The following is a 25,788-nucleotide window of genomic DNA, read 5'->3' on the forward strand; positions in this document are numbered from 1 at the left end:
GGCTTTCATTTGCTATTTCGCCTTCCATGCGGCGGAATCCTTTTTTTCAATATCATATTGAATATCGAGAAACCGTATGCCAAACAGCCACATGCGGTGAAACGCATAAAGCCTGTCCTGCCCCTCTGCTTTGATGATGAACCGTTCGGCAAGGGGCAGTTTAAAAGTTCCGATTTTTGTTGAAAGAAATATACCTTCATCGCCTCGATCTGACTGTTTTTCGCTTGTCAAGATCAGGGATCTCCCTTCTGCCTTCGGCTTTAAAATGCCCGTCATATTGGAATACGGCAATGGAAGGGCAATGTTCATGTATGTCACGTCATCACGGGTATGAACGGAATATAGCGCCACAAAAACGGTGTCCCCTTCTTCATTTGTTCTGATCCAGGCGCGTACATTCTCCCTTCCGTCTTTCGCTGAATCAACACCGACAATCGCACCGTCCATTATTTGCCGGCCTTGTTTGATGCCCAAATGAATTTGGCCTGTCTGTTTTGAGATGAGCTCGTAGATGTAAGCGAGCGGCTTAAACCATGGCCGCCAGACAACCTCCGCTTTTAAAGCGTAGCCCGCCGTGTTTTCATAGAAATCGAAAATGAGAGGAGAAAGCGATTCGGGCCGGAAGCCGCTGCTGCGGAATAGGTTCATATCATCGGCAAGTCCTTTGTAAGATGTATCGTTTTTTAAACGGTGCCGCTGTAAAAAATCGGCGCCGATTCTCCATGTCCCCAAAATCCTGCTCATGTTTTCGCCGGTTGACCTTTCGCTTACCGATTCAGGGCCTTCAAGGCGCCAGCCGATCAGCCCCGGAATGATGACGAAAACAGCGTTGACAAGCCCGTGAACCCAAATCATCTCCTGTATCGTCAACAGCGGTCGGCCGCGAAAACCGCCGTATGAATAAATCAGCGAACATGAGATTGTGAACATCAAGAGCAATGATGAAAAGATGACCAAGGATCTCGTTGCACGGTTTTTGAAGGCTGCCTTCCATACGAGGAAACCGCCGCTGTATAGGGCAGCCAAATATAGCGCAACAGCCGCGACATCAATCGTTTTCGAAAACGATATGCCGACTGCGATCAACAGCGGGGACAGCATGATCACCCATGAAACCGCCGCATAAAAGCGGGTTTTCTTTTTCAGTGTTCTGCCGAGCATTCCATTGAAAATCGGGATGAGAAATGCCGAATAATGAAAATGCACCGCTGTTAAGAGGATAATCAGCGGGCTGAAGTCCATGATTTCAAGGTCTAGCGTATAAGCCAAAAGCCAAAACCCCCCGAAAGGAAGATAAAACAGACCGCTGTCAATCGACGCCTCTTCAAGGCCCTTTCCTCCCCTTTCCCAGAGGCGAAGGGCCCCGTATAAAGCGATCATGCCTGTATAGCATAGCCAGATCCATGAAAAAAGCGGCGAATGGAACAGCAGGGATAATGCAGCGGAACAAGCTGCAAAAGGAAAGCTGCGGATCAACAGCTGATACATCCCGTTGTCATGCTGAATGAGACTGAGCGCAGCCGGTACAAAAAACAACGCTGATAATAAAAGAAGCGCCTCTGCCGGCGGAATATCCGGCGCTTTAGCGAGGAAAAAAGCCGCATAGCAAAGAGCGCTTACACCTAAACGCCAAACAATCATTTCGCCTCCCCCTCTTCCTGAAATGTTCCTTTGTATGAAAACAGTGTTCCGGCTATTTGGTTTTTCACATGGACATCAATCGTAAAACAGCCTTTGTCCTCGTCATACGATTCATTCACAACAGAAGCGCCGTATAAACATTTTGGAAGCGGCAGCTTTTTTCCGAATAAAGGAAGCCATTGTTTGACAGAGACAATCGATAATGATCCATCGGGTTCCGCTTTAAAATGCAGACTTGAAATTAAAATCGGGGGATGCCCGAAAAAATCGATGATTTCCCTGCGCCTTTCATCATAGACCATGACAGCATCAAAATGCCTTTGCTTATCACGGAAAAAGAACGTTCTGCTCCACTCAGCCTCCATCATATTGTTTTTCGTCAGCCGCAGGCTGTTTTCAATCGTAAATGGAACGTTCTTTCCTCTTTCGGGAAAAAAGCAGCGGAATTTCGTCCCCGCTCTAAACAACTGCCTGATCCAAAAAGAGCCTCCCGATATCTCCGTCATCACCCCTTTTCCTCTAAATGCGTTTTCCGTAGTGATACGATACCGCTCCTTGAGCTTTGGATGGAGAAGGTGAAAGTCTTTTATCACTCGTTCATACATGGAATTCAAATGAACGCCTCTTTCTGATCGTATTTCGCGCACTTGGAATCTCCTTTGCGCTCACATAGCCGATAATGGACAAAATGATCAGTGCGGTATTGAGCGCGACGGGATTAAAAGGGTGTGCGAAGGATGTGATATCCGTCATTCCGGCACAGGCTGTAAGCAATACAAGCAGGGCGATATGCGGCAGAAACCATTTCCTTTTACAAACAGGAAACAGCCACAATATACCGAGCGCCATCTCAGCCAATCCGATCAGTTTCAATAGGGACGCCGGAGGAAATCGTCCGCCTGAAAGGGAGGAAAGCATGCTGATTTCCTCAGGGTGCTGCATGATGAGCTTTGGAATGAGCCCCTGATATATCCAAATAAAAGAAAGAAGCAGACAAACGAACCAGTAGATCGCCGTTTTCTGAATAAGCAGCTTTGGATGCAGCCCTTTTTCAAGCCAAATCTTCAGGGCGTCAAAACTCCAGGCGGTCGCCCAGCCGATCAGCGGCCTGAATGCAAGATCAGCGAGGCGCCCAAGCCGGCCGTAATTGGTTTCATAATCGTATTGCGTCATAAAAGCGATCCCGTTTTCAATCTGTTTGTATTTCCAATATCCCCTTCCTTCCCGGATGAGAGAAAGCGGATGGCTGCTCGCGAATGAGAGTGACGAGACTCTGTCACCCGTTTCTTTATACATGCTTCCGGTCGACTCCCCCGTACCGGAAATCTTCAAACCGAAGCCGATTCTCGTTTCATATAAAAACCTTTGCCGCTCACCGGGTCTTCGCTTTAAATAGGTAATGTCTGTAAAACGCAAATCCCATTGTTGATGGAGCTCAGGGTCTTGCGTGTAACGCCAGAGCCGATCCATATCTGTTTGGATTGAGATTTGTACATATATCGGATTTTTTTTCATAACGTCCGTCCTTTGTGAATTTATTCACATTTATAGATTATCATGGATTTCTTTCCGTGTGAACCACTTATTGGCATAAAGCTTATTTTCCGACAGACAAAAAATCCTTGGCTGACTGCGCCAAGGCAAGAAGTGGCTGGTTAAGCCTATAATACCTATGACTCAAAAGATGCTGGAGCCATATTCCTATGATACTAAAATTTCAGAAAAATGTAAACAATTGTGAAATATTTATTTGTCCTGATAGATATCAAGCCCTATTAAATAAGCGCGTATCGTCCTATCAAGGCTCTCCTCTATATCGTAAGGAAGGCCGAAAGCATTGTTTTGCCTGAGTCCGGCAAATCCATGCAGAATGCTTCTCAAGCCTCTGACCGCATGAATGGCCGCATCCGCGTCTAAATGGTACGCTTTGAAAACCGAAAGCACAAGACGGACAATTTTTCCGCCGGCTTCTTCAATCCGTTTGTCCCCATCTTCCGGAACAAAAGTCGCATCATAAAGGCCGGGTCTATTTTTCGCGAATCTCATATAAGCTTTCGCCATCCTCCTGACAGCTTCCTCTTTTTTGGCACCTTGAATCGCTGCGGCCATTTCCTCATAAAGGCTTGTCAGCCCGAAAAGTGCGAGCTCCCTGCGAATTCCGTTTAAGCCCTCTATATGATTGTACAAAGACGGAGGGCGGACATTCAGCTTTTTAGAAAGAGAAGCCAATGTCACGCTGTGAATGCCCTCTTCATCAGCGAGCACAGCAGCAGCTTCAAGTATCATTTCTTTATTCAGCCCTATTCGCGGAGACATCCTTAGTCACCCTTCCTCTTGAATGATGTATAAGCTTCAGTGATCGCTTTTCTCATGCCGGCTGCCGGATCATAGACGAAGCTGCCGTGACCTGCGGCAAGCACTTTCGGCTTCAAATCCAATAGTTTTTCCGCGCTTTCAAGCGCGATTTCTTGATTCCAAGTGGCCAACGCGGGAAACGGAAATGTCAGCTTTAAATGCCCCGATACCGTAATGCCGCTTCTTGTATGATACGAGTCGCCCGCAATCAAAATGCCATGCCTTTCATCCAAAAATGAAACACTTCCAGGTGTATGTCCCGGAGATGCGACCGCCGTTAGAGAGCAGATGCGGTCACCTTCTTTTAAGAGCACATCCGGATTTGTCTTGATATGTTTTGGAACCCCGCCTTTAATGGGAGTTTGTGCCTCTTTCTCAAGCAGCGATCGATCCCCCTTTAACAGACGCGCATCCCGTTCAGATATGTAAACCTGAGCATCTGGCAGGTGTTGTTTTAAGGAATCAAGTGAACCGACATGGTCGCTGTGGGCATGGGTCAGCACGATCCGTTTAATCGGCTGTCCGAAGTTAGCTGCAGCTTCGAGAATACCCCTTTTGCTGAGCGCAATCCCTGCATCGATTAATGTCAACCCGTCTTCTTCTTGAACGAGATAACAGTTTACAGGAAAGACGCGCGGAAAAAATGTCAATTGGCAAACCGATTGATACTGTGTGATTCTCAACTGTTTTCACCTCTCAATAAATAAAAAACTAACACTATTAGTTTTTATTATAAAACTAATGGTATTAGTTTTTCAAGATATTTATTTCCCGCGCTGTACAGCTACATAGATGGCGACTTGGGCATTTTCGCGATCAGCTGCGTTTTCGTTATACACCTCAAAATCTCCTGTATATGTACGAATCTGTTTTTGCTCCCATCCCCAGATGTCCCGCCACGTGTCAAACACAACTTCTTCAAGTCTTCCCCGCCGCGAGATGAAAACGGCATACTCTGAAGCCGGAAGTGTGATGACATTGCGATCATCGTCTTCAGGTTCGCCAAAAGTTCCGATTGAAAACGTATATGAACCATGCTCATCTGTTTCATAATCGGAATAGAGTGCGATGATATCGCGCGGGATTTGATGTGACGAAAGCGGGCTGTTTTTGTGGAACCATTCCCACATGGAAGAAATTTTGCCCTTTCCTGAAGCTTCCTCTTTATTGCTTGTCACGGTCGATATACCGGTAAATTGTTTTGTATTCAATTTCTCGAAATGGGAGAAGCTCGTACCCGTCTCTTTAGCGGCCGATCTCCATCTTTTTAAATGAGGCAGTGTGCTTTCAAGCAGCTTCCTCGCTTCCACCTCTGTTTTGCCCTCCTCCTTTAAATAAGGGACACAGATCTCGATCATATCCTGCAAGGTGGCATCAGGCTGTTTGAACTGTCCCTCCCCGTAGCAGTACTTGCAGTAATCGCGGTTTTTGCCCCCGCCTTTTTCTGTACCGAGCTCTTCATGATCCATTGGCATTCCGCAGCTTTGGCAAATGAGTGTTTTCATTTTTCATTCCTCCTTTTTCAACAGCATACAAAAAGAAACCTGACAGCATTGTGTCAAGTTTCATATAAATCAATAATTTGTTTGGCCAAGCTTTTGACGTTTTGGCGAATATGAGGCGGATCAAGGACTTCAATATGGGTTCCGAACTGCAGCAAAAACCCGTAGAGCCAAGGGTCTTCAGGGTACGATATGATGGCGGTGCACCTGCCGTTTTCATATGTCAAAGCGTCAAAGCCGAACCATTCTCTCGCCAACAGCTCTCCGGACGGATGAATGCGCAGGGTAATGTCCGTCATGTTTTCCGGCTTATACCATGACGACTCCCATGGAAGAGAGGCCAAATCGACCTCCCTTCGCTGAAACGGCTCGGATAATATGCGGATGTCTTTCATCCGGACGAGCTTAAAAAAGCGAAACGCTTGTCTTTTCAGACAATAAGCATATAAATACCAATGCCGTGCCTTTAAAACAAGGGTGTGCGGCTCGGTGATCCGGCTGCCCGTTTGTCCGTCACGATTAACATATGTAAAAGATACGGTATTCAAGCTGTCGGCCGCTTGATTTAACATCTTGATCTTTTTCTTTATCCCTTCGCTTTCTCCCCAGGATGAAATATCGATAAACCATCTTTTTGTTTTTTCGCGGTACAGCGGCATTTCTTCTTCTGAGACGAGAAGGCGGATCTTTTCCAGGGCGTTTCCGTTCTGAAAGGCTTCATAGGTTGATGAGACGCTTTCCAGCGCCGTCGTGATGGCCGCCAGCTCATCAGCCGAAAGAAGCTTATTTTCCAGGCGGAACTGCTCCATGAGGCTGATCCCGCCTCCGGCTCCCTGTGATGTCACAATCGGGATGCCGGCCTGATTGATCGCTTCAATATCCCTGTAAATCGTTCGGACGGAAACTTCGAATAGATCTGCAAGCTCTTTAGCCTGTACGCGCCTTTTTCTGACCAATAAAATCACGATTGCCAAAAGCCGGTCAATTTTCATCATGTTCTCCTCTCATTCCTCTGTACTTCTGTTTTTTTCCGGGATCTTCGTCCCATTAACATTCAAAACTTAACTTTATGGTTACGATTTGAACAGTTTGGACATATACTTCATTAAAAAAGGAGGTTTTTCAAAAATTACACTTTATGTTGTCCAATTGTTCGCGATTGTGTTGATCATCTATATCAGATTCAAGCGATCCATCGGTTTTCAGCCCTTGAACCGTGCGCGCTTGATGTTCAGAATCGTTCTCTTTTCGGTTATTTTTTTATTCTTGCTGACGATGAGCGCTCTTCATCCGCTCTCATATCTTTATGATCTGATCGGAATCGGATTCGGGTTTTTGCTGACAGCGTATGCGCTCAAACATGTATCCCTCGAAAACCGCGACGGTGTAATTTATTTCCGCACCCATCTATGGGTCGAACTGCTTGTTCTTTGCTTGTTTTTATACCGGTTTCTCTTTCGGATCATCGAAATCAATGCGGTTGAAGACGCTTCGTTAAAAAGCGGATCAGCGGCATACGGTGCTCTATTTGCACAGGACCCGGCGACAATGATCGCTCTTTTTGTACTGGCCGTTTATTATGTCGGCTTCTCTTTTTTTGTTTTGAAAAAAGGAAAATTAGAAGAAAACCGCTCAGTATAAAAGGCAAACTCATTGCCTCGAGTTTGCCTTTTATACGGTCAGTCATGCCGTGTGTGATCGATCATTTGCTTTAGCACATCCAGGACATGCTGATCCTCGGGGGAATAAAAAATCGACGTCCCCGCTCTCCTTGATTTCACCAGGCGCAGGTTTTTCAAAAATCTCAGCTGATGAGAAACGGTTGACTGCAGAAGGCTGAGCTTTTCCGCAATTTCATTGACCGAATGCTCGCCTTGTGACAGCAAATGCAGGATTTTAATTCTCGTAGGGTCTGAGAGCGCTTTAAACGTCTGTGAGACAAGAAATAGCGTCTCTTCATCCAGCTCAATCCGCCCTTTTTCGATGTCTTGTTTGTGTTCGTTCATGATTTCACCTTTTCCGCGCGACTTTTACCTCCATATCATATACCAAAACATGCGGGATTGAAAAGTTTTCGGCCAAAGTCAAGTGGAAAACAATGCCCCCTGAAGAGCTTTTATATATCTTTCGGCAGACTTCTGAACGCGCTCACCGGCGTTCTGTTTCACAATCCGGTGAAAAGCATTGTACAGCCTGTTGTACGGAATATTCTTTACTTGATCGGCCATTTCTTTCACCTTGCCGGCCGGAAGCGGAATCAGGTTGGGGTAGCTGTACATAAAGCTGACCCACTCCTGGTCCTGCACGACTGTGATGATATCTCCTGTAAGGAGGACACCCTTCCCGTCATCACCGTTTTTCCAGTGGCAAACGGCACCACCTTTAAAATGACCCCCAAGCCGATGTAAGGTGATCCCCGCTGAGAGCTCTAGAGATTCCCCGGACCAAAACACGATCCGTTCACTTGGCCTTTGCACCCATTTCCTGTCATCTTCATGGATATAGATCGGCGCATCAAAGGCTTCCGCCCATTCCGTCTGGGCTGAATAATAATGCGGGTGTGACAGGGCAATCGCTTGAATCCCCCCGATTTTCTTGATATCCTCTATCGTTTTTTCATCTAAATATGTAATACAGTCCCATAGCAAATGAAAGCCGGGTTCCTGAAGCAAATAGGCTGTCTGCCCGATTGCAAATCCCGGCTTTGTCGTCAGGCTGTACAGGCCTTCTTCTTCAAAACAGATGTCATTTTGGAATCTGCGGCTTCCCTTCAGCTCTTCAAGCGTTGTCCATTTTTGCCCCGCCGGATTGACATACTGCCTTTCTTCATCGCAGATGTTGCATACAGCCGGCGGTTCAGATGTTAGATCATATTGGACGCCACAGGTTGTACAAATATATTTTTTCAAACGATTCATCCCCTTTCTATTACATTTTACCATCTATTCATTATTTTTTGATTATTCGGTTATTTTTCTTAAGATCTGACTTCTGCCAGCTGTAAAAGTCGTAGCGGCTGAGCACTTCCATTCGGCATAGAAACGTCTTCAGCTTCCGTCCAGCCTATTCATTTTATTCATATTCTAGCATGATATAAGTCTTAAAATCTCCTCTGTCCCCATTTATAAACAAAGCAGCACCCGGAAAATCCGGATGCTAACGGTTTGCTCTTTGATATATCTGCTCCAATTGAGATAGGGAAATGTCTCCCGCCGCATAATCAACAGCGGCGTCGACAATTTGGTCAAAGCTTTCGGCTGAAGTGCTCGTCTCTTTGATTTGCCTTTCATACCGCTCAAGCTCTTTCTGCTGCCTTGCTAAATCTTCTTCTTTTCCATCGTAATCGGCAGCATTCATCGTTTCCATATTTCGCTTTACCGCTTCAACATAACCTTCAAGATCATCCATTTTCAACATTCTCCTTGCTTTTTTTCAAAAGCATTTGCCAAACCAGTTGTTTTTATACTGTTAAAAACCGTTTTGATATGCTTGCTAGCACCTCAAAAAACATTTAAAATATGCTTGATTTCATCAACTGATTCATAAGGAGTTTAAAAAGTCATTGAAAAAAAAACTTTCGCTTAAACGAAGCCTTACACTTGCTCCCCTTGTCGTGATTGGGCTCGCCTACATGGACCCGCTCGTTGTCTTTGATTCCTACGGAGTGGTTGCCCAGATGACAAAAGGGCACGTTCCGGCTGCCTATCTTTTTACGATCGCTGCCCTGCTGCTGACGGCTTTAAGCTACGGCAGCATGGTCAAAGCCTATCCGAAAGCCGGATCGGTTTATACATATGCATATGAAAGCATCCATCCGCATGCCGGTTTTGTGGCCGGCTGGACGATTCTGCTCGATTATTTATTTTTGCCGATGGTGAATTTTGCGATCGGCAGCGCCTATCTGTCAGCGGCTTTTCCGGACATTCCCCACGGCCTTTGGGTCGTTTTTCTCGCGCTTTCGATTACGGTCGTCAATATGTTAGGCATCAAATTAACGGCAAACATTACGGCGCTGTTCGTCGCTTTTCAAGTGATCGTCGCGCTGACGTTTGCCGGATTGATGATCACAGGTCTGGCCCGCGGGCTTGGCACCGGAGAGCTGATCTCAGCCGATCCGTTTTATCGGCCTGATATGGAGCCATCTTTGATTGTCTCGGGGGCGACGATATTATGTTTTTCTTTTTTGGGCTTTGACGCCATTTCCACAATGTCGGAAGAAACGATCGATCCGAAGAAAAACATTCCTCTGGCGATCTTTTTAACGGTGGCCGTCGGCGGAACGCTGTTCACTGCGATTTCTTATTTGATGCAGCAGGTATATCCAGCCTTTGACAGCTTTCACCATGCCGACTCGGCTTCTTTGGAGATTGCCTTTTATACGGGCGGCGCATTTTTGCGGTCTTTCTTCTTAGCGGGAACGATGGTCGCGGTCATTTCATCATCGCTTTCCTCGCATGCGAGTGCATCCAGGCTTTTGTATGCGATGGGGCGCGACAACTCACTGCCGAAACGTTTTTTCGGTTATGTCCATCCACGGCTGAGAACACCGGTTTTTAATATCCTTTTCATCGGTCTGATTTCACTGACGGCCATGATTGGAGAGCTTGAAGTCATTTACTCATTCATCAGCTTCGGTGCATTGATCGGATTTATCTTTGTTCATCTTTCTGTCATCGGCCACTACTTCATTCGCCGGCGGGAAAAAGGACTGTTCAAGATCATCCGCTATCTCGTTCTGCCTTTTTTAGGCGCCTCGTTTTGCGGATGGCTGTTACTGAGCGTCGGTAAAAATGCGTTCATCATCGGAATCATTTGGCTGATTGGCGGATTTTTGTATTTTTGGTTCCGGGTTCGCTCACTTCCAAACACAGCTTTAGGATTTGATGAAATGACCTAAAAAAGACGCTGATATATCGCTTGGTCTTTAGGTCTGATCTATGTCATAATAAATATGGCACTAGGGCGCTACAGAGGTGAAACCATTGAAGAGAAAGAAATCATCAGGATGTTTGGCCGGAGCTGGCTGCTCGTCGTTTTTTGTGTTTGTTGCCTTGATCGTGTTTTTTGCCTTCTCCGGACTGGACCAGTTGAAATGGCTTCCTCTCGACACTGAGACGAATATCATCGGGAGATTGACAGATTACAAGCCTTTTGTTGAACAAGAGCTCGAAGAAAAGGGGCTTTCGCAATACACATCTCTTTTGCTCGGCATGATGTATCAGGAGTCAAAAGGCAGGGGCAATGATCCGATGCAGTCGTCAGAATCCCTCGGAATGAAACGAAATGAAATTGATGACCCGAAAGCCAGCATTAAACAAGGTGTGCGCCATTTTGCAGAAATGTATGAGAAAGGTCAGAAAAAAGGCGTCGATTTAGCCACGATTGTACAAAGCTATAACATGGGAGCCGGCTATATCGATTACGTCTCTGAACACGGCAAAAAACACACGGAAAAGCTGGCGAAAGAATTTTCTGAAAAACAAGTCGAAAAGAATCCCGGTCTATACAATTGCGGCGGGGATAAGAACAATTTCCGCTATCCATATTGCTACGGTGATTACTCATACACCGAAAAGGTAATGGAACGAACAAAAAAAGTGGAAGAACACATTCAAGGGTTGACCTTGGAGGATGAGTGAGACGATCTGGGCGGTTTTCGCCCGGCTCGTCTTATTTCATTGCAGCGAACATAAGCATCGCCTGCTTGATCGCATGCCATGCTTGTTAAAGTCCGCGGGACAGAATCTGACCTGTCATTAAGCTAAAAAACCGCCCTTTTTCAACATCTCTCTCACTTCATCTTTTGAAATCAAATGGTCTTTTGAACTTAACTTTTCAGTTTGCAAAGGATTGCAGTTTGTGTAATTTGCCCGTAATTCAGGAATATTGATCGACGGCAGCACAACTGACAGATCTTTCGAGAGAGAGACGGCGTGCTGGCGTTCGTGTGTTGAAATTAAAAGCTCATGAATTTTTTCCCCCGGTCTAGCACCGCTTTCTATGATGGAGGATTTGTCATTTCCATATGTTTCGATCAATATTTCCGCCATGTCCAAGATCCTGAAAGCCGGTGAGTTCATAATGAAAATCTCCCCGCCTTGTCCTTTGACGGCTGCCTCTAACAAGAGCTCAATCGTTTTTTCCTTTGTTAAAAAGAAACGTGTCATTCTCTTATCCGTGATGGACACCTGGTTTTTTTGCCTGATTTGATCTTTAAATAGATGCAAAACGCTTCCGCTGCTTCCGAGCACATTTCCTCCCCTCACACAAATAAAGGCCGTTTTTCCATATAGATGGTTCGCATAAACAATCAGCTTCTCGCCGATCGCTTTCGTCATCCCATAAAAGTTGACAGGGTCTGCCGCCTTGTCGGTCGATACGTTGATCACTTTTTTTACACCGTTTTCAATCGCTGCTTCAATGACGTTTTCTGTTCCTGACACATTGGTTTTCAATGCTTCAAGCGGCTGTTCTTCACAAACCGGCACATGCTTCAGCGCAGCTAAATGAAAGACGTAATCGACTCCTTTAAGTCCTGCATGAAGCGCTTTTCGATCGCGGATATCGCCGATGAAAAACGCGAGTCTCGGATCTTCTATCTGCCGTCTCATCTGCACCTGTCTCTCTTCGTTTCTGGAAAATACAGTTATTTTTTTAGGGTTTAAGGCCAGCAGCTGAAGGATGAGTTCATGCCCCCATGAACCTGTTCCCCCCGTAATGAAGATCGTTTTATTCTCAAACATTCCTGTTCCTCCTTCAGTAAACTTCAGATGGAAATATCGCTATCCGATGGTGACTCCTTCAAACAACGAAGTCCACAAAGCATTATTTGACTTCCATATTTCTTGATCAGGTAATTCAACAGCGCAAATTTTCTCTAATGGCCAATTTTTTTCGATAATGGTTTTGACGTTCGAATGCCGCACCAGAAGGACATGAAAGTCATGCTGAACCAAACCAGATAAAACGCGTTCAAGCTCCTGCGCTTCTTCGAAACTGCCTTCTGTCCTGACAAACAGAATGCGGTTACTGCTAGACAACTTTTCCAAAAAACGGTTGATTCTTCTGTTGAATTTCTCCATTACGGCAGGATAAGTTGCCAGATGGTCAAGTGTATTTTTATTCGCGTCAAAATCATGAACAGATCCGACGTTATAGAGGTCGTCTACTACATAAATAGTAGAATTCTCTTTTTTCTCGCCGGTATTATAGCCGATGATTCTGAGGTTTTTCGGATCCATAAATCCCGCGAACTTATTTCGAAGAAGCTGGTTGAGATCTGTGAGGGAATTCGTAGTCACCCAGTCGAGAGGACCTGCAAACGGTCTTAAATCATTATCTCTTAGCTGTATTGCCGCCAAGCAAAGGTGTCCTAAGCTGAAAATGGCGTCATAATGACCTTTAATGTCTTTTAAATTCATATTCCTAACACCCCTTGAATCCCTCCTATTAAACCCGCTTATTTCATACTAGGTGAAGTAAAAGTAAAGCGCTGCTTTTTAGTATTGTATGCCGCACAAGCGGCAAAGGTAAAAGACAACCACCTATTCCTTGATGATTTGAAAGGGAACTGAAAATAATAGGATAAAAAAATAAAAGCCTTCGATTTCCGAAGGCTGACCATAACGCATTGATTAATTGTTTTCGCTTTCTTCATTGCTCTGTGCTGCTTGCAGAATCTTTACAGTCTCCGTATTGGCGAGTGTATGTTCTTCAGGCAATGATTCTTTCAGTTTGTTTAACACATCATCCCTCATGCCTTTCATGTTTTCCTTTGATTCAGAATTCGATACTGTCGTATCAGAAGGCAGTGATGCTATAATTTCTTCTAAATCTTCGCGATCCATATTTCCTGAAGCCACCGCCCTTTGAATATCCTTTAAAACCTTATGGTTACTTTCCAAAATACTATTATTCATATTTTCAAGAATGGAAGTTAAATCTGTCAATAAAGGCTTCATGCTGTCGTCGATATCATCTAAATTCAGTTCATCCTCAGAATCTAGGGAACCTTCCTGTTGCTTCGTCCGTTCTTCAACAAGTTCCATCAGCATTTCCAAATATTTCGTCCACCACTTGGCATCCATTTCTTGATTTAGCGTCCCGAGCAAATGATTGACAATTCGATTTTTGTTCATTTGATCTCACTCCTTAATTTTTCACAGTATTTTGATAAACATCGAGAACTTTTCTGACGGCTTGATCCATATCCCAATGTTTCTTCGCAAACTCTTTGGCGTTTTTGCCTAATGTTGTTCTGAAACCATCGTCTCCCAATAAGCGGCCCATCAAACCTGCTAAAGCATTCGCATCCCCTTTTGGCGCAATAAGACCAGTCACTTCATGAGTGACCATTTCCGGCAGTCCTCCGGCATCACTCACAACAGCGGGAACCCCGGCAATTTGTGCTTCAATTAGAGATAAAGGCTGATTATCCAACAGACTCGGGAGAACATACATATCGGCAAAGGACAGTAAATAAGGCACATCATCACGATTTTTCAGAAAGACAACATCGTTTGAAAGACCGAGTTGTTCGCTTTGAATTCTGAGTCCTGCCAGCTTCTCCCCTTCCCCGACAATCCAGCAAACCCAATCATTCCGGGTGTTTTTCAGTTGGCCAAGGGCTGATAGTAAATGGTGAACACCTTTGTTTTCGATCAGCCTGCCGGTAAATAAAATGACTTTTTTGTCTGTTTGTGGAACATCAGCTGTTTTTGAATTCATCCGGTTTAAAAAACCATCAATGTCATATCCGTATTGCATAACGCGAACTTGCCGCTCGGGAACCGAAAATTCTCCCGTTAAAATGTTCTTTAGCCAATTGTTGGCAACGATCGTCGTATCTGGTGATGTGGCACCCTTTTGTTCAAGATGATCAAAATATGCTCTTGCCATATGGGATGTGGAGGATCTGTGGATCGTTTTAAGCTGGTCCCTGATTTCGTAAGTGACACTTCCGTGAAGTGTCGTGACAAGTGCCGTATTTCGGGGCAGCACTCTTTTGAGACTCGCGCTAGCGATGATATCTTGCGCATGAATCAGATCGTATTTTTCCAATCCTAAATAAGCAGCTCCCAGTTCATATACGGAACGGTGAATCTCAGTATAATTGACCAATTGATTTGCTTGAATTTCCGGAATGCTGTTCATAATTTTCTCAACCAAAGGAAGGAGCTGACCTTTTTCTATGCTGCGATTTTCGTTCACAATATGAACGATACTGTTGTCTTTCCCAAATCCAAGTAAATCAACATCATGTCCTAAAGACTCAAGTCTTTCTTTGAGTTGTTCCATATAAGTCCATACACCACCTACATGGGGTATATTCCAATAAGTGGCAAGCAGTATTTTCATATGCATCTCCCTTTTATTATTTCTATAAAATGCTCTAATTATTTATATTGTCTATTTCTATATCTTGTGTAGACGATTATCTATGTTTAAGAGTAATATTTTTTTGGAAGAAAGCCCGCTGCATCAGCCTATGTTTAGTAGACAGGGGAAATCACCCAAACACACGAGACGGCCCAAGGCCTAGTTTTTCTTGTAAAATATATGTATTGAAACATCATGGAGATGAGCAGCGGTTTCACTCTGTCACATCAGCTGTAAACCGCCGATCCGGAATGCGATCCGTTCGCAAACCATATTTCCACATAAAAAACCCCTAAAGGCAAACAGATTTTCATCTGTCCCTGCCTTTAGGGGTGATGCTTAATAGTATGGCGAAATCAGAATATAAACGAGAACACCTGTCAGACTGACATACAGCCAAAGCGGCATCGTCCAGCGGGCGATTTTGCGGTGGCGTTCCACCTGCATGCTAAGCCCCCTGAACAAGGTGAATAATGCGAGCGGAACGATCACAGCCGATAAAACAATGTGTGTGATCAGAATAAAAAAGTAAATCGGCCTGATGATCCCTTCCCCTCCAAAGTGGGTATCGGGCATCAGCGAATGATAAATCAGGTATGACACTAGAAAGATGGTCGTTGTAGTAAAAGCGGCAAAAATAAACCGTTTGTGCGCTTTGATGTTTTTTTGCTTGATCATGAAAAGCGCAGCCACTAAAAAAATGAATGTAAAACTATTGCAGACCGCGTTGAGCAAGGGCAAAAAAGTCAAGTCCAAATGGGCGAACTTGTCGCTTTTCGGCATCAGAAACAATAGCGCAATGACGCCGTTGATGATGATAGTCAAAGCGACGACAATGCCTGTATAGCTTTTATTTTTTTCTGTAAGGCTCATTTTGAATAATCTCTCCTATTTGTGCAAGCTATCCAAATCGTATGCAAATTCCGGGGGAATGTCAACGTTTTCGGCCTGTTCGCCCAAATTTGGACATAAAATAGACAAAAATCCCCTCTGCCGGTTTGTCCGGTGAGGGGATTTTTTGTCGCTTAGAAATTCATGGCGTCTTGTGCCATCAAGTTTTCTAATTCATCTTCTGTCACAATATCACCTTTTGCCGGTTTGTGATCGAATGTCACGTCACCGTCAATGTTTTTGTATGTCGTTGAGAATGTAAGGCCTAAAGATTTAGGGAATTCATCAATATCGAAATCCATTTGGACATCCGCTTTTTCACTCAGAAGATTTTCTTTGTCATCGAGTGTTGTTGTCACATTAAATTTTGTGAATGTGATATCTTTCAAGCCGTCTTTGACGTCGTTCAGCTCATCTTTCGAGAGTGTATCTCCTGACGCATCTCCGACGATTTCAATCAGCTTCATGAGAGATGATTTGATTTCTTTGTCAGTAAAGCTGAACTTGATTTTTTGTGCAGCACCCTGATCTTTTTCTTTGTCTGTCAGATCCGCTTTTTCAAACTTATCCGCAGGAAGATCGTCCGCCGCTTTTTTGATGGATTCCATCACTTGCTTTTGAATTTCTTCCGTCTCTTTTGCTGAAGATTTATCATCTTCAAGCGGGAATTCCAGGTATTTGCCTTTCAGGCTGTCAAACTGCATGCCGGCTGTTCCCATGAAAACGCCGAAGCTGTCAAGCACGCTGTCGATTTTGATATATCCGACTTGTTTCTTTTCGTCCATATAAATCGGGACATTGACATCCATTGACATGTTTTGCACTTTAAGCTGGCCTTTAATCACAGCTTCTGTCTCTTTTGTTTTCGTATTCGTCTTGCCGCTGATTGTTAATTTCGCATTGTTCAGCATCTCAACAATTTGCTTATCTTCAGCTCCAAGGTTTGAAGCATCTACATTCAAGCCGATATCACTTGAAAATTCATAAGATTTGGCAGCAAGCAATTTTTTGTAGGCCGCTGCATATGATCCTTTTGGATCAGCCTGCTGACATGCACCTAATGCAAGAACAAAAACGGTCAGCAGTAAAAATAGACCCCAACTTCTTTTCCTCAAAGTGGCACGCTCCTTTTGTCATGATTTTTTCTGGGTTTAAGAGGATATATTGTATGTATCCTAGTCATTTGAACCAGAAGTCATATGCATTCTACCATAAAAAAATTCGTAGAATGTGAAATTTTTGCTTAAAATTACATTAAAATTTATTTTTAGGGCTAGATTTGCAAAATCATAGTCTTTTTAATATAATCGAAAACTGTATGTTTCAATAGAAAGGAGCATGTTTAGATGGAAAAAGTACAGGAAAAAAACAGCTCCGAATCGCAAAAGGAATTGGATGATCTGCAATTTCAGCTGTTTCGGATGCGTGAGAATATGAAGGATATATCAAAAGATTCACGGGTGCTCGGCATTGATCAATCGAAAGATGACGAATGGATGATCGTCCATTCGATTGATGATGGCCGGACATGCAAGATCATGCTTAACGACTGCCAGTCTCCTTACCGCGGAAGATGCGACTTTTCGCTCGTGGCTTCCTACAGTGAGGAAAAGCGGGCGATTCATATCGGCGATATTAAAGGACCGTCAGGCTATGGATATGGCTCGATCTGCATGAACTATTTAAAAGCGCGGGCGCGGGAGCACAACATTCCCGTCATTACCGGAGACATCGCCGAAAGGGATTGGGATCATGTCGACCGTTTAATCCACTTTTATGAAAAGCATCATTTTGAAGTCACGATCGACCCTGATTCAAAATCAGGTGAAATTCAGTGGGTGGATGTTTAAATCATTCGTCATATATGATGAAATAAAAGGAAACAACGCAAGCAGGTGAAGACATGTATCCAGCCAAATTAAAAGAAGGCGATCACATCAGGGTGATCGCCCCGTCACGAAGCATGGCCCTTTTAAAGACGGAACAAATCGAACGAGCCAAAAGGGTTCTGGAACATCTCGGGTTCCATATCTCGATTTCCGCCCATGCAGAAGAAATCGATGAGTTTTCTTCTGCAAGCATTGCCTCCAGAGTCGACGATCTTCATGAAGCGTTTTCCGATCCTGATGTGAAAGGAATTTTGACGGTGCTTGGCGGCTATAACAGCAACCAGCTTCTTTCCCATTTGGATTACGGTTTGATCAAGGCCAACCCCAAGGTCTTTTGCGGGTTTTCGGATATTACAGCCCTCGCTTTGAGCGTCTATCAAAAGACAGGTCTTGTCACCTATTCAGGGCCGCACTTTTCCAGCTTTTCAATGCAACAGGGCCTCGACTATACGAAGGATTATTTTTTGAAATGCTGCCGCGATCATGATCCGTTCGACATTGAGGCTTCTTTATTGTGGTGGGACGCAATCGGCAAAGAAGCACAGCCTCAGCCCAATCCGGGCCTTTCGTGCTGAACGAAGGCAAGGCAGAAGGGACGATCATCGGCGGAAATTTGAGTACACTGGGCCTCCTTCAAGGAACGGAATACTTCCCGGATCTAAAAGGCGCTGTATTGTTTATAGAGGATGACTGGGAATCCTCGGCAGCCTTTTTCGACCGGGATTTGCAGTCATTGCTCCACCTCCCTGCTTTTCCTCTGTCAAAGCGGTCGTCATCGGCCGATTTCAGCGGGCATCCGGCGTGCCGATCGAACGGCTCAAACAGATCATTCGAACAAAAAAAGAGCTTTCTTCCATACCGGTTATCGCCAATATGGACTTTGGCCATACCATCCCCTTTTTTACTTTTCCAATCGGAGGACGATGCCGTCTCGAAGCTCATCAAGGCAAGGTGCATCTTCGCATCACCGAACATTAAAAGCGGAGGATTCAGGGATCCCCCGCTTTTTTTATTTTGCAAGCCCCCACGGTGAAAACAAAAGATAAATGCCAACCATCAGGCAGATCACCAGAGCGGAGGCCAGCTTGGCATGCTTCCACGGCCGCAAGTCAACCCGGGTGTTTTTCTTAAATTCAAATTCGCGCTTCCGCGGGCGCATTTTTCCGATGAAAAGCATCAGTAAAACGGAAAACGGAAATAAAACGGCTAAAATATATAAAAAATGGATGTGTCCAAAGTATATTTTGGAGATCGCATACAGCAGGATATGTGCGGGAATCGCGGCTTTCACAGCCAATGCCGGCACCTTCTTCGAAAAAAATCCGACAACCACGGCCGCTAAAACAGGCACATTAAAAAACCCAAACATCTCTTGCAGGTAATTGTAAAGCCCTGACGGCGCAAACAGGATAAATGGCGCGATGACAACCGATAAGGCCCCGAGTGCCAAAACGAATCGCCTGCCTGTTTTGACAAGCTCTTTTTCTGTCGCATCAGGCTTGCACATCGGCTTGTACAAATCCAATGTGAACAATGTGATTGTACTGTTAAGCGCTCCGTTGAACGAACTGAGAATCGCGCCGAATAAAATCGCGGCAAAGACGCCGACAAAAGCCCCCGGAAGCAAATCAACAATCAGCTTCGGATAAACGGTATCTGGATTCATGATGTTTCCGCCATATAAATGATAAGCGATCACCCCCGGAAGGACGAGATAAAATACGCCGATTGTCTTAAAAACACCGGCCAGCAAGGCGCCCTTTTGCCCTTCCGCCAGGTTCCTCGCCCCGAGCGCCCGCTGTACGATCGACTGATTGACGGCCCAATAAAACAAATTGTTAACCAAAAGCCCCGTCAAAATCGTCGGCCAGGGAACTTCTGCAGAGTTGTCCGCCGTTATGGCATTGAGCTTTTCCTGATGTACACTCACTAGCTCCGAATAGCCTTTCAGCAGACTGCCGTCACCTATAGCCAGGATGCCGAGCACCAATATGAACAAGCCGCCGAGAATTAAACCGATTCCATAAATAGCGTCCGCTGACGCCGCGGCTTTAAGTCCGCCGAAAAATATGTAGCAGCAGCTTGCAGCGCCGATCATCAGCGCAATCAAAAACACCGTTGCAAACCGATTGGTTCCAAGCGCGGAAGAGATGCCGAATACCTGATCCAATACAAGTGCACCCGAATACAAAACCGTCGGCAGAAATGATGTCGCATATCCGAGTAATAAGAGGATGGACACAATCTGACGCGTCCTTTGATCATACCGCTTTTCAAGAAAGTCGGGTATTGTGGCAACCCCTGAACCGAGATATCGCGGCAGAAACACAAATGCCAGCATGATCAGCGCAATCGGCGCTGTCACCTCCCAGGCCATCGCACTCATCGTTCCGGCATAGCTCTGTCCATTCAGCCCGACCATTTGCTCTGTCGATAAATTGGTCAACAATAGGGAGCTTCCGATATAAAAAGCGGTGAGGGTGCGGCCGCCGAGAAAATACCCGTCTGAGGTTTTTAAATCAACATCCTTCGTTCGCAAATAAGAAAAAATAAAGATTCCTGCATTAATCAATAAGAACGTCAAAACAATCCACAGCACACTTCTACATCTCCTTTGACCAGCATTTAATGGGTTTATCTACTTAACTACCCATTTGCCAATCTAAAAAAACTTCAGCTTGTGCTGTATAATAAAAAAAAGACACCGATCATATTTTATGGTCAGTGTCTTCACAAATTCTATTCATTTAAAACTTTTACTTTAACTGTTCGAACGCCCCAGTTTTTCGCGGCTGATTTGCTAGGAACAAACACATCGATTTTGTTCCCTTTAATAGCGCCGCCCGTATCTGCAGCTGTCGCTTCTCCGTAGCCTTCGACATGGACTTTTGAACCGAGCGGAATCACGCTTGGATCGACCGCAATCACTTTGGCGTTTTTATTGGCTTTTAAATTAATCCCTGTCGCGGTAACGCCTGACATTCCGCCGTCATTAGCAGTATATGCCGTCGCGGTAACCGTCAGTTCTTTCGCCGCGCTTTGAGAAGTATTTGAACGGGATGCCGTTTCTTTTTCTCGCTTAGGTGCCGGTTGCGACTGTTCAGCTTTTGCTTCGCTTTGAACGGATGCTTTGGTTTCCTGAGGCTTCGCAGCAGCCTGTACCGTCGCCTGGCCATCGACTGTTATGGATGTATTCGGGTAAATGATATCTGATGTTATGTCGTTCCATGTTTTAAGGTCATTTACTGTAACGCCGAATTTCTGGGCGATTTTCCAGAGTGTATCTCCCTTTTTGATGGTATATTGAGTTGTTTTTTCTGTCTGTTTTTCAGAAACGTTCAGCTTCTGTCCCGGAATGATCAAATCGGAAGAAAGCTGATTCCATTCTTTTAAATCCTGCAGGCTGACACCTTGTTTTTGCGAGATTCCCCAAAGTGTATCGCCTTTTTGGACTGTTACTTCTTTTGCAGAGGCACTCGCTCCGAATGCAGTTGTCGACAATGCTGCAACTGCAACAAAGGACACAAACGTCTTCTTCATAAGTAAATCCTCCCTTGTTAGCTTTTTATTGTTCGGCTAACAGGAGCAATCGTAACATATGAAAATGTCAATTCAATAACAAAACAATTTGTTTTTGATTACAGTTATTTTACAAGAAAGATTTTTCGCTACTGGAAATATGTGACTCCGACACTTGAAAACCTGTTACATCAAGGGTTCTCCCCTCATCTTTTTTTAAAAAAAGAGATTTACTAAAAAAATGATTTATTCATAAAAATTATGCCTCTTTTTCAGTTTTATAGGCTTTAAGCTCCTGTAAAAATATCTCGCCATACTTTACTTTTTTTTGTTCTCCCACTCCTTTGACAGAAAGAAGCTCTTCTTCGGTCACAGGCACCTTGCCGCTCATTTCTTTCAATGTTTCATCAGAAAAGATGACAAAAGGAGGCACACCCTGTTCCTTGGCAAGTGTTTTGCGCAGCTGTCTCAACCGTTCAAACAATTCGTCGTCTTTGGCAATTTGAGCGGTGTTCATTTTTTCTTTGCGAACGACTGTTTCCCGTCCGAGCAGGACATTCCGGCCCTTGTTTGTCACAGTCAACGTCGGGTATGTGCCATCGGACATCCTGATGTAGTCATCGGCAATCAAAAACTCGATAAAATCACTGATTTCAGGGACCGACTGATGCTGTAAAATCCCGTAAGTTGATAATCGCTGAAAACGGTTTTCGATGACTTTCTTATTTTTCGAACCGGCCAAAACCTGTGCAACCATTGTTTTCCCGAACCTTTCTCCCATGCGGATCATGCAGGAAAGAACCATTTGCGTTTCTCTGGTGACATCAGCGGCATTTCTCGTATCAAGACAGCTGCCGCACCTGCCGCAGTCCTCTGTCTGCTCTTCGCCGAAGTAAGAGAGAATAAAGCGTTCAAGACAGCCCTCCGTATGACAGAAATCGACCATTTGCCTCAGCTTTTTCAAATCTTGCATCTGTACGTCCTCATCTTCTGTCGACTGCTCGATTAAAAAGCGCTGCAGCCTGATGTCCTGCGGAGAAAACAGCAGGATGCATTCACTGTCAAGCCCGTCACGCCCTGCTCGTCCCGCTTCCTGATAGTAGCTCTCCATATTTTTAGGGATTTGATAATGAATCACATATCTGATATTTGATTTATTAATCCCCATTCCGAAAGCGGAAGTCGCCGTGATCACACTTGTTGCGTCATTCAAAAAAAGGTCCTGCTGCCGCTCTCTTTCGGTATCATTCATTCCGCCGTGATAGCACCCTGCGGCGATCCCTTTTTTAGACAGCTTTTCACAGATTCTTTCGGCCTCACGCCTTGTAGCGGTATAAATAATTCCCGCCTCAGAACGGTTTTTTTCAACGTATGACTCTATAAAACGGTCTCTGTTTTCTCCTTTGAGAATTTTAAATGTCAAGTTGTCTCTGGCAAAGCCCGTGAAAATCGTATTTTCTTTTTTGATCCCTAGCTGTGCGCAAATATCCTCATGAACTTCAGGCGTTGCTGTAGCTGTCAGGGCCAGCACAACGGGACGAGTCTTTAGCTCGTTTAGAAAACCTTCGATATGTCTGTAGCTCGGCCTGAAATCGTGTCCCCACTGTGAAATACAATGGGCTTCATCAATGGCTGTGAGCGGAACATGCAGATTGGAGATCACACGTATGAATTCGGGAGAGGCTAAACGCTCCGGGGTGACGTAAAACAGCTTGTAGCTGCCTTCTTCCAATGCGGATAGGCGTTTGGCTGTTTCGTCATAGTCAAGGGAGCTGTTTACAAAGGAAGCGTTGATGCCAAGCTGCTTCAAAGCATCCACTTGATCTTTCATCAGCGATATTAACGGAGAGATCACGAGGGTCGTGCCTTCCATCATGAGCGCCGGAATCTGATAGCAGATCGACTTGCCTCCGCCTGTCGGCATGATGCATGCCGTATCCACTTTCTCTGATACGACAGATTGAATCGCTTTCCTCTGCCCCGGCCGCAATGATGGGTAGCCAAAATATTGCTGTAATAATGCTTCGGCTTTCTCTAACATACAATGAAAACCTCTCTTTATGTAGTCTGCTTTTGTCTCTCCATCATATCATATTTAAGCGGACACACCATCATCCCTACTAAAAACGCGTAATAAACGAAGAAAAATCATTTTTCACAAAACCGGATGTTTTTCAGCCATGGCTCGAATTTGCCCCGCCTCCTGGCGGCAAAGCTTTTTGTACGCGAAAGCACCGCTCAAACTCACTTCGCTTAAAACGGCATGCCTTAATATTGAAAGCTCCGATAAGACGGACGCTGTCTCTTTTGTGTAAACACCTTGCTCATGAAGCATTTTGATCAAATGCTGCACATCCTGATCCTCGGCACCTGGATCAAACCTTTTTGCAGTCTGGCGAAGGGCGTCTTCCACCTCAGACCAAGCTTTTTCAATGATGTTTTCCTCCTTGCTCAAAGCCCCGGGAAGCACTGTTTTTTCCCCGGCAGAAGCCAGCTCCTTTACCCTTTTATCAAACTCCAATTCAAAATCTTTATATTTCAATTTGATTAAATCCCTCATCCGCTCAGATAAAGGCCCCCTCAGCAGCAAGATCACGCTTAATATGGTGACGGGCCATGCCAAAGATTCGATCGCCGCAGATACAAATTCAAGCCATTGCATAACATCAGCCTCCATTTTGTCTTTCTTCTCATTAAGATGTGACACCACTTTATAAAAGTCTTGGTTAACGGTGAAAAAAGGTGAAATTAAGAACAAAACCGGCCGGCAGTGAAGTGCGAGTCATAAAGGATCTGTGACAGCGCGGGGAGCGCTGAGGGGCGTTTCGGAAAGGTAAGCACGCTTGATATACATATATTAACAGACAGACGCGAAAATTAGAATATTCAGACTTAAAATCAGGAATAAAGACACATCTTGTTGATCCGATATTAGAGGATAAGGAGGTGGTTTCTTTGGATATCGCTGCTTTATCGATGGCAATGAGTCAATCCGCGCTTGCCCAAAACGTCCATATCTCAATGACAAAGACGGCTATGGACACCGCTGAGCAAAGCGCAGAGCAGTTAATCGACATGGTGCAAGCCCCTCATCCCGTCTCAGGCCATCATATCGATCTAAAGGGCTAAGAGCGAGTTGCATGCATTCAACCTCTGTTGGATGCATGCTTTTTCAGAAAAAAATGGTGAAATCCCCTTTATTTTTTCGCGCTTTTATACTATAATATTGTTCTGTGTCCCAGTAGCTCAGGTGGATAGAGCAACAGCCTCCTAAGCTGTGTGTCGGGAGTTCGAATCTCTCCTGGGACGTATTGCATGAAAAGAGGCCAACCCTTACATACCAAGGGTTGGCTCTTTTTTGTTCGTCGTGTTCAGGTGAAGTAAAGGACATTGTGAGTTTATCCTCTAAACAAATCATTTCAGGGCAGTAATCTATCACAATCGCGCCCAGTTATTTAAAAGCTATAGAATTAGTGTTTCTTGGTTTTTTTATTATTATTTCCGTAAAATCTTCTCCATCGCCTTTCCCTTTGCCAACTCATCGATCAGCTTATCCAAATAGCGAATTTCCTGCATCATTGGTTCTTCGATATCTTCCACTCGGACGCCGCAGACGACACCTTTGATCAAAGCTCGTGAAGGATTCAATTGGGGAGCTTCCGCAAAAAAGGTCTCAAAGTCTGTCTGTTTTTCCAGTTGTACTTCTAACTCTTCTTGGCTATATCCTGTCAACCAACGGATGATTTCATCCACTTCTGATTTTGTACGTCCTTTTTTCTCTGCTTTCGAAATGTAATGGGGATAGACTCTTACAACACTCATTGTATAAATCCGATGTTTGGTCATGATACATCCTCCCTAATGGTTAAATGGCCCGTTTGTTGAATTGTCACAATTCATCCATTAACGTAATTGTATCAAATTTTTTTATAAGTTATGGACTTTATTTCAAAACCATAGATAAAATAAAAGTAGCCTTGAACAAGGTCCTCAACTTGCCTTAAGTGAACTTGTCCCGGTAGATCATTTGCTCTGGAAGATCGACGAAGCCATGGATTTTTCGTTTATTTATGATCAAGTTGTCCCTCTATATTCATCCAATAACTGCTCTAATATCTCTTTATACGACCGTTCACACGCTTATATATGCCCATGTTCTCTTCCCAATCCCGCCTCGTTAAAGGTTCATCTGCCTTCGTTGAGGGCTTAGACACTTTTTTAGTTGCTTCGTGTCAGCCGATTAAACATCTCTCATTTTAATCTCCTTACCGATTAACACCACATTGCGCTATTCGCTTTTTAAAAAAGGCCCGGCTAATCTCCAGGAGGACGCAAAGATTTCAAGAAGCCATGTGAAAATGACTTCCTGTGCAAATGGGAGCTCACCGCTTGCGTTCCCCGTGACTATCGCGCGCAATCCTGCATAGACTCCAGCCGCTCCTCCTGTGAAGCTGACGACCTTACACTTGATCAGGGAAAGGTGCGTCTCCCATTCTGGCCAATAAAAAGCGGCTGCCAATCAGCTGCACAGCATCCGTGTGCGAAAGATCGGTGTCCGCAGACTCTCCGTCTTGGACTAAGGTATTCACGTTCGTTTTTCTTGTCTCTATCGT

General features: G+C 44.7%; 27 protein-coding genes, 1 tRNA gene and 1 pseudogene. 7 read left to right on the forward strand and 22 right to left on the reverse strand.

Annotated features, from left to right (window positions below; all coding sequences use genetic code 11):
- Positions 1-12: 12 nt before the first annotated feature.
- The 7 genes from ACINLD_RS06070 to ACINLD_RS06100 form a co-directional block, all read right to left on the reverse strand.
- The gene (locus ACINLD_RS06070) at positions 13-1,641 is read right to left on the reverse strand and encodes a YndJ family protein (protein WP_077736652.1); all 1,629 of its coding nucleotides are present in this window, start codon (positions 1,639-1,641) and stop codon (positions 13-15) included.
- Complete coding sequence (locus tag ACINLD_RS06075) at positions 1,638-2,255, reverse strand: DUF4166 domain-containing protein (RefSeq protein ID WP_026587403.1); 618 nt, start codon at positions 2,253-2,255, stop codon at positions 1,638-1,640. The genes ACINLD_RS06070 and ACINLD_RS06075 overlap by 4 nt, the downstream gene beginning before the upstream one ends.
- Positions 2,239-3,156 carry a DoxX-like family protein gene (locus ACINLD_RS06080; protein ID WP_026587404.1) on the reverse strand — a complete coding sequence of 306 codons (918 nt, stop codon included), beginning with the start codon at positions 3,154-3,156 and terminating at the stop codon, positions 2,239-2,241. Before ACINLD_RS06080 ends, ACINLD_RS06075 begins: the two co-directional genes overlap by 17 nt.
- A 231-nt stretch (positions 3,157-3,387) precedes the next feature.
- Positions 3,388-3,957, reverse strand: coding sequence for a TetR/AcrR family transcriptional regulator (locus ACINLD_RS06085; RefSeq protein ID WP_077736651.1), 570 nt, complete (start codon positions 3,955-3,957; stop codon positions 3,388-3,390).
- A gap of 2 nt (positions 3,958-3,959) precedes the next feature.
- Positions 3,960-4,679, reverse strand: coding sequence for an MBL fold metallo-hydrolase (locus ACINLD_RS06090; RefSeq protein WP_026587406.1), 720 nt, complete (start codon positions 4,677-4,679; stop codon positions 3,960-3,962).
- Positions 4,680-4,760: 81 nt separating this feature from the next.
- A complete protein-coding gene (locus tag ACINLD_RS06095) occupies positions 4,761-5,501 on the reverse strand; it encodes a zinc ribbon domain-containing protein (protein WP_026587407.1) in 741 nt (246 codons plus the stop codon).
- Between the two features lie 53 nt (positions 5,502-5,554).
- On the reverse strand, positions 5,555-6,490 hold the full coding sequence (locus ACINLD_RS06100; RefSeq protein ID WP_077736650.1) for a helix-turn-helix transcriptional regulator: 936 nt from the start codon (positions 6,488-6,490) through the stop codon (positions 5,555-5,557).
- Positions 6,491-6,587: 97 nt separating this feature from the next.
- Between ACINLD_RS06100 and ACINLD_RS06105 the strand changes: the two genes are divergently transcribed.
- A complete protein-coding gene (locus ACINLD_RS06105; RefSeq protein ID WP_236251132.1) occupies positions 6,588-7,139 on the forward strand; it encodes a sporulation protein in 552 nt (183 codons plus the stop codon).
- Positions 7,140-7,177: 38 nt separating this feature from the next.
- Here ACINLD_RS06105 and czrA read toward each other — a convergent pair whose 3' ends face one another.
- The 3 genes from czrA to ACINLD_RS06120 form a co-directional block, all read right to left on the reverse strand.
- On the reverse strand, positions 7,178-7,504 hold the full coding sequence (czrA, locus tag ACINLD_RS06110) for a Zn(II)-responsive metalloregulatory transcriptional repressor CzrA (RefSeq protein ID WP_077736649.1): 327 nt from the start codon (positions 7,502-7,504) through the stop codon (positions 7,178-7,180).
- A 78-nt stretch (positions 7,505-7,582) separates the two neighbouring features.
- Positions 7,583-8,407, reverse strand: coding sequence for an MBL fold metallo-hydrolase (locus ACINLD_RS06115; protein WP_026587411.1), 825 nt, complete (start codon positions 8,405-8,407; stop codon positions 7,583-7,585).
- 247 nt (positions 8,408-8,654) lie between these two features.
- Complete coding sequence (locus ACINLD_RS06120; protein WP_026587412.1) at positions 8,655-8,906, reverse strand: YnfE family protein; 252 nt, start codon at positions 8,904-8,906, stop codon at positions 8,655-8,657.
- 154 nt (positions 8,907-9,060) lie between these two features.
- Here ACINLD_RS06120 and ACINLD_RS06125 point away from each other — a divergent pair, with 154 nt between their 5' ends.
- Positions 9,061-10,395: an APC family permease gene (locus tag ACINLD_RS06125; RefSeq protein ID WP_026587413.1), complete on the forward strand. Its 1,335-nt coding sequence runs from the start codon at positions 9,061-9,063 to the stop codon at positions 10,393-10,395.
- Positions 10,396-10,480: 85 nt separating this feature from the next.
- Positions 10,481-11,137 carry a lysozyme family protein gene (locus ACINLD_RS06130; protein ID WP_035428123.1) on the forward strand — a complete coding sequence of 219 codons (657 nt, stop codon included), beginning with the start codon at positions 10,481-10,483 and terminating at the stop codon, positions 11,135-11,137.
- A gap of 117 nt (positions 11,138-11,254) precedes the next feature.
- Here ACINLD_RS06130 and ACINLD_RS06135 read toward each other — a convergent pair whose 3' ends face one another.
- From ACINLD_RS06135 to ACINLD_RS06160, 6 genes are all read right to left on the reverse strand, one after another.
- Positions 11,255-12,241: a polysaccharide biosynthesis protein gene (locus ACINLD_RS06135; RefSeq protein WP_026587415.1), complete on the reverse strand. Its 987-nt coding sequence runs from the start codon at positions 12,239-12,241 to the stop codon at positions 11,255-11,257.
- 39 nt (positions 12,242-12,280) lie between these two features.
- A complete protein-coding gene (locus ACINLD_RS06140) occupies positions 12,281-12,919 on the reverse strand; it encodes a DUF1796 family putative cysteine peptidase (protein WP_026587416.1) in 639 nt (212 codons plus the stop codon).
- 213 nt (positions 12,920-13,132) lie between these two features.
- Entirely contained in the window at positions 13,133-13,636 is a 504-nt protein-coding gene (locus tag ACINLD_RS06145; RefSeq protein ID WP_026587417.1) for a hypothetical protein, read from the reverse strand.
- Between the two features lie 13 nt (positions 13,637-13,649).
- On the reverse strand, positions 13,650-14,855 hold the full coding sequence (locus ACINLD_RS06150) for a glycosyltransferase family 4 protein (protein ID WP_026587418.1): 1,206 nt from the start codon (positions 14,853-14,855) through the stop codon (positions 13,650-13,652).
- A 360-nt stretch (positions 14,856-15,215) separates the two neighbouring features.
- A complete protein-coding gene (locus tag ACINLD_RS06155; RefSeq protein ID WP_026587419.1) occupies positions 15,216-15,749 on the reverse strand; it encodes a DUF420 domain-containing protein in 534 nt (177 codons plus the stop codon).
- Between the two features lie 152 nt (positions 15,750-15,901).
- Positions 15,902-16,882: a hypothetical protein gene (locus ACINLD_RS06160; RefSeq protein WP_026587420.1), complete on the reverse strand. Its 981-nt coding sequence runs from the start codon at positions 16,880-16,882 to the stop codon at positions 15,902-15,904.
- Between the two features lie 231 nt (positions 16,883-17,113).
- On the opposite strand from ACINLD_RS06160, the gene ACINLD_RS06165 reads away from it, so the two are divergent.
- On the forward strand, positions 17,114-17,617 hold the full coding sequence (locus ACINLD_RS06165; protein ID WP_077736648.1) for a GNAT family N-acetyltransferase: 504 nt from the start codon (positions 17,114-17,116) through the stop codon (positions 17,615-17,617).
- Between the two features lie 53 nt (positions 17,618-17,670).
- Positions 17,671-18,634: pseudogene (locus ACINLD_RS06170) on the forward strand (S66 peptidase family protein).
- Between the two features lie 31 nt (positions 18,635-18,665).
- Here ACINLD_RS06170 and ACINLD_RS06175 read toward each other — a convergent pair.
- From ACINLD_RS06175 to ACINLD_RS06190, 4 genes are all read right to left on the reverse strand, one after another.
- The gene (locus ACINLD_RS06175; protein WP_026587423.1) at positions 18,666-20,255 is read right to left on the reverse strand and encodes a solute:sodium symporter family transporter; all 1,590 of its coding nucleotides are present in this window, start codon (positions 20,253-20,255) and stop codon (positions 18,666-18,668) included.
- A 140-nt stretch (positions 20,256-20,395) separates the two neighbouring features.
- Complete coding sequence (locus ACINLD_RS06180; protein ID WP_077736647.1) at positions 20,396-21,196, reverse strand: LysM peptidoglycan-binding and 3D domain-containing protein; 801 nt, start codon at positions 21,194-21,196, stop codon at positions 20,396-20,398.
- Between the two features lie 238 nt (positions 21,197-21,434).
- A complete protein-coding gene (recQ, locus tag ACINLD_RS06185) occupies positions 21,435-23,216 on the reverse strand; it encodes a DNA helicase RecQ (RefSeq protein WP_026587425.1) in 1,782 nt (593 codons plus the stop codon).
- Positions 23,217-23,330: 114 nt separating this feature from the next.
- Positions 23,331-23,837: a hypothetical protein gene (locus ACINLD_RS06190; protein WP_026587426.1), complete on the reverse strand. Its 507-nt coding sequence runs from the start codon at positions 23,835-23,837 to the stop codon at positions 23,331-23,333.
- A gap of 284 nt (positions 23,838-24,121) precedes the next feature.
- On the opposite strand from ACINLD_RS06190, the gene ACINLD_RS06195 reads away from it, so the two are divergent.
- Positions 24,122-24,304, forward strand: coding sequence for a YjfB family protein (locus ACINLD_RS06195; protein ID WP_409445216.1), 183 nt, complete (start codon positions 24,122-24,124; stop codon positions 24,302-24,304).
- Positions 24,305-24,410: 106 nt separating this feature from the next.
- Positions 24,411-24,484: transfer RNA gene (locus ACINLD_RS06200), tRNA-Arg, on the forward strand.
- 186 nt (positions 24,485-24,670) lie between these two features.
- Here the strand turns inward: ACINLD_RS06200 and ACINLD_RS06205 are convergent.
- The gene (locus ACINLD_RS06205) at positions 24,671-25,021 is read right to left on the reverse strand and encodes a DUF2200 domain-containing protein (protein WP_026587427.1); all 351 of its coding nucleotides are present in this window, start codon (positions 25,019-25,021) and stop codon (positions 24,671-24,673) included.
- A 614-nt stretch (positions 25,022-25,635) separates the two neighbouring features.
- Positions 25,636-25,764: a hypothetical protein gene (locus ACINLD_RS06210; RefSeq protein WP_410206947.1), complete on the reverse strand. Its 129-nt coding sequence runs from the start codon at positions 25,762-25,764 to the stop codon at positions 25,636-25,638.
- Between the last annotated feature and the right edge of the window lie 24 nt (positions 25,765-25,788).

It is taken from the genome of Bacillus sp. z60-11, assembly GCF_046464135.1.
Taxonomy (GTDB): domain Bacteria; phylum Bacillota; class Bacilli; order Bacillales; family Bacillaceae; genus Bacillus; species Bacillus sonorensis_A.

Excerpts from the sequence above, each read along its gene's own strand:
- czrA (WP_077736649.1), bottom strand. The coding sequence starts at position 7,504 with ATGAACGAACACAAACAAGACATCGAAAAAGGGCGGATTGAGCTGGAT.
- ACINLD_RS06205 (WP_026587427.1), bottom strand. The coding sequence starts at position 25,021 with ATGACCAAACATCGGATTTATACAATGAGTGTTGTAAGAGTCTATCCC.
- ACINLD_RS06155 (WP_026587419.1), bottom strand. The coding sequence starts at position 15,749 with ATGAGCCTTACAGAAAAAAATAAAAGCTATACAGGCATTGTCGTCGCT.
- ACINLD_RS06140 (WP_026587416.1), bottom strand. The coding sequence starts at position 12,919 with ATGAATTTAAAAGACATTAAAGGTCATTATGACGCCATTTTCAGCTTA.
- ACINLD_RS06070 (WP_077736652.1), bottom strand. The coding sequence starts at position 1,641 with ATGATTGTTTGGCGTTTAGGTGTAAGCGCTCTTTGCTATGCGGCTTTT.
- ACINLD_RS06165 (WP_077736648.1), top strand. The coding sequence starts at position 17,114 with ATGGAAAAAGTACAGGAAAAAAACAGCTCCGAATCGCAAAAGGAATTG.
- ACINLD_RS06095 (WP_026587407.1), bottom strand. The coding sequence starts at position 5,501 with ATGAAAACACTCATTTGCCAAAGCTGCGGAATGCCAATGGATCATGAA.
- ACINLD_RS06120 (WP_026587412.1), bottom strand. The coding sequence starts at position 8,906 with ATGGATGATCTTGAAGGTTATGTTGAAGCGGTAAAGCGAAATATGGAA.
- ACINLD_RS06190 (WP_026587426.1), bottom strand. The coding sequence starts at position 23,837 with ATGCAATGGCTTGAATTTGTATCTGCGGCGATCGAATCTTTGGCATGG.
- ACINLD_RS06085 (WP_077736651.1), bottom strand. The coding sequence starts at position 3,957 with ATGTCTCCGCGAATAGGGCTGAATAAAGAAATGATACTTGAAGCTGCT.
- ACINLD_RS06080 (WP_026587404.1), bottom strand. The coding sequence starts at position 3,156 with ATGAAAAAAAATCCGATATATGTACAAATCTCAATCCAAACAGATATG.
- ACINLD_RS06145 (WP_026587417.1), bottom strand. The coding sequence starts at position 13,636 with ATGAACAAAAATCGAATTGTCAATCATTTGCTCGGGACGCTAAATCAA.
- ACINLD_RS06135 (WP_026587415.1), bottom strand. The coding sequence starts at position 12,241 with ATGTTTGAGAATAAAACGATCTTCATTACGGGGGGAACAGGTTCATGG.
- ACINLD_RS06180 (WP_077736647.1), bottom strand. The coding sequence starts at position 21,196 with ATGAAGAAGACGTTTGTGTCCTTTGTTGCAGTTGCAGCATTGTCGACA.
- recQ (WP_026587425.1), bottom strand. The coding sequence starts at position 23,216 with ATGTTAGAGAAAGCCGAAGCATTATTACAGCAATATTTTGGCTACCCA.
- ACINLD_RS06100 (WP_077736650.1), bottom strand. The coding sequence starts at position 6,490 with ATGAAAATTGACCGGCTTTTGGCAATCGTGATTTTATTGGTCAGAAAA.
- ACINLD_RS06150 (WP_026587418.1), bottom strand. The coding sequence starts at position 14,855 with ATGAAAATACTGCTTGCCACTTATTGGAATATACCCCATGTAGGTGGT.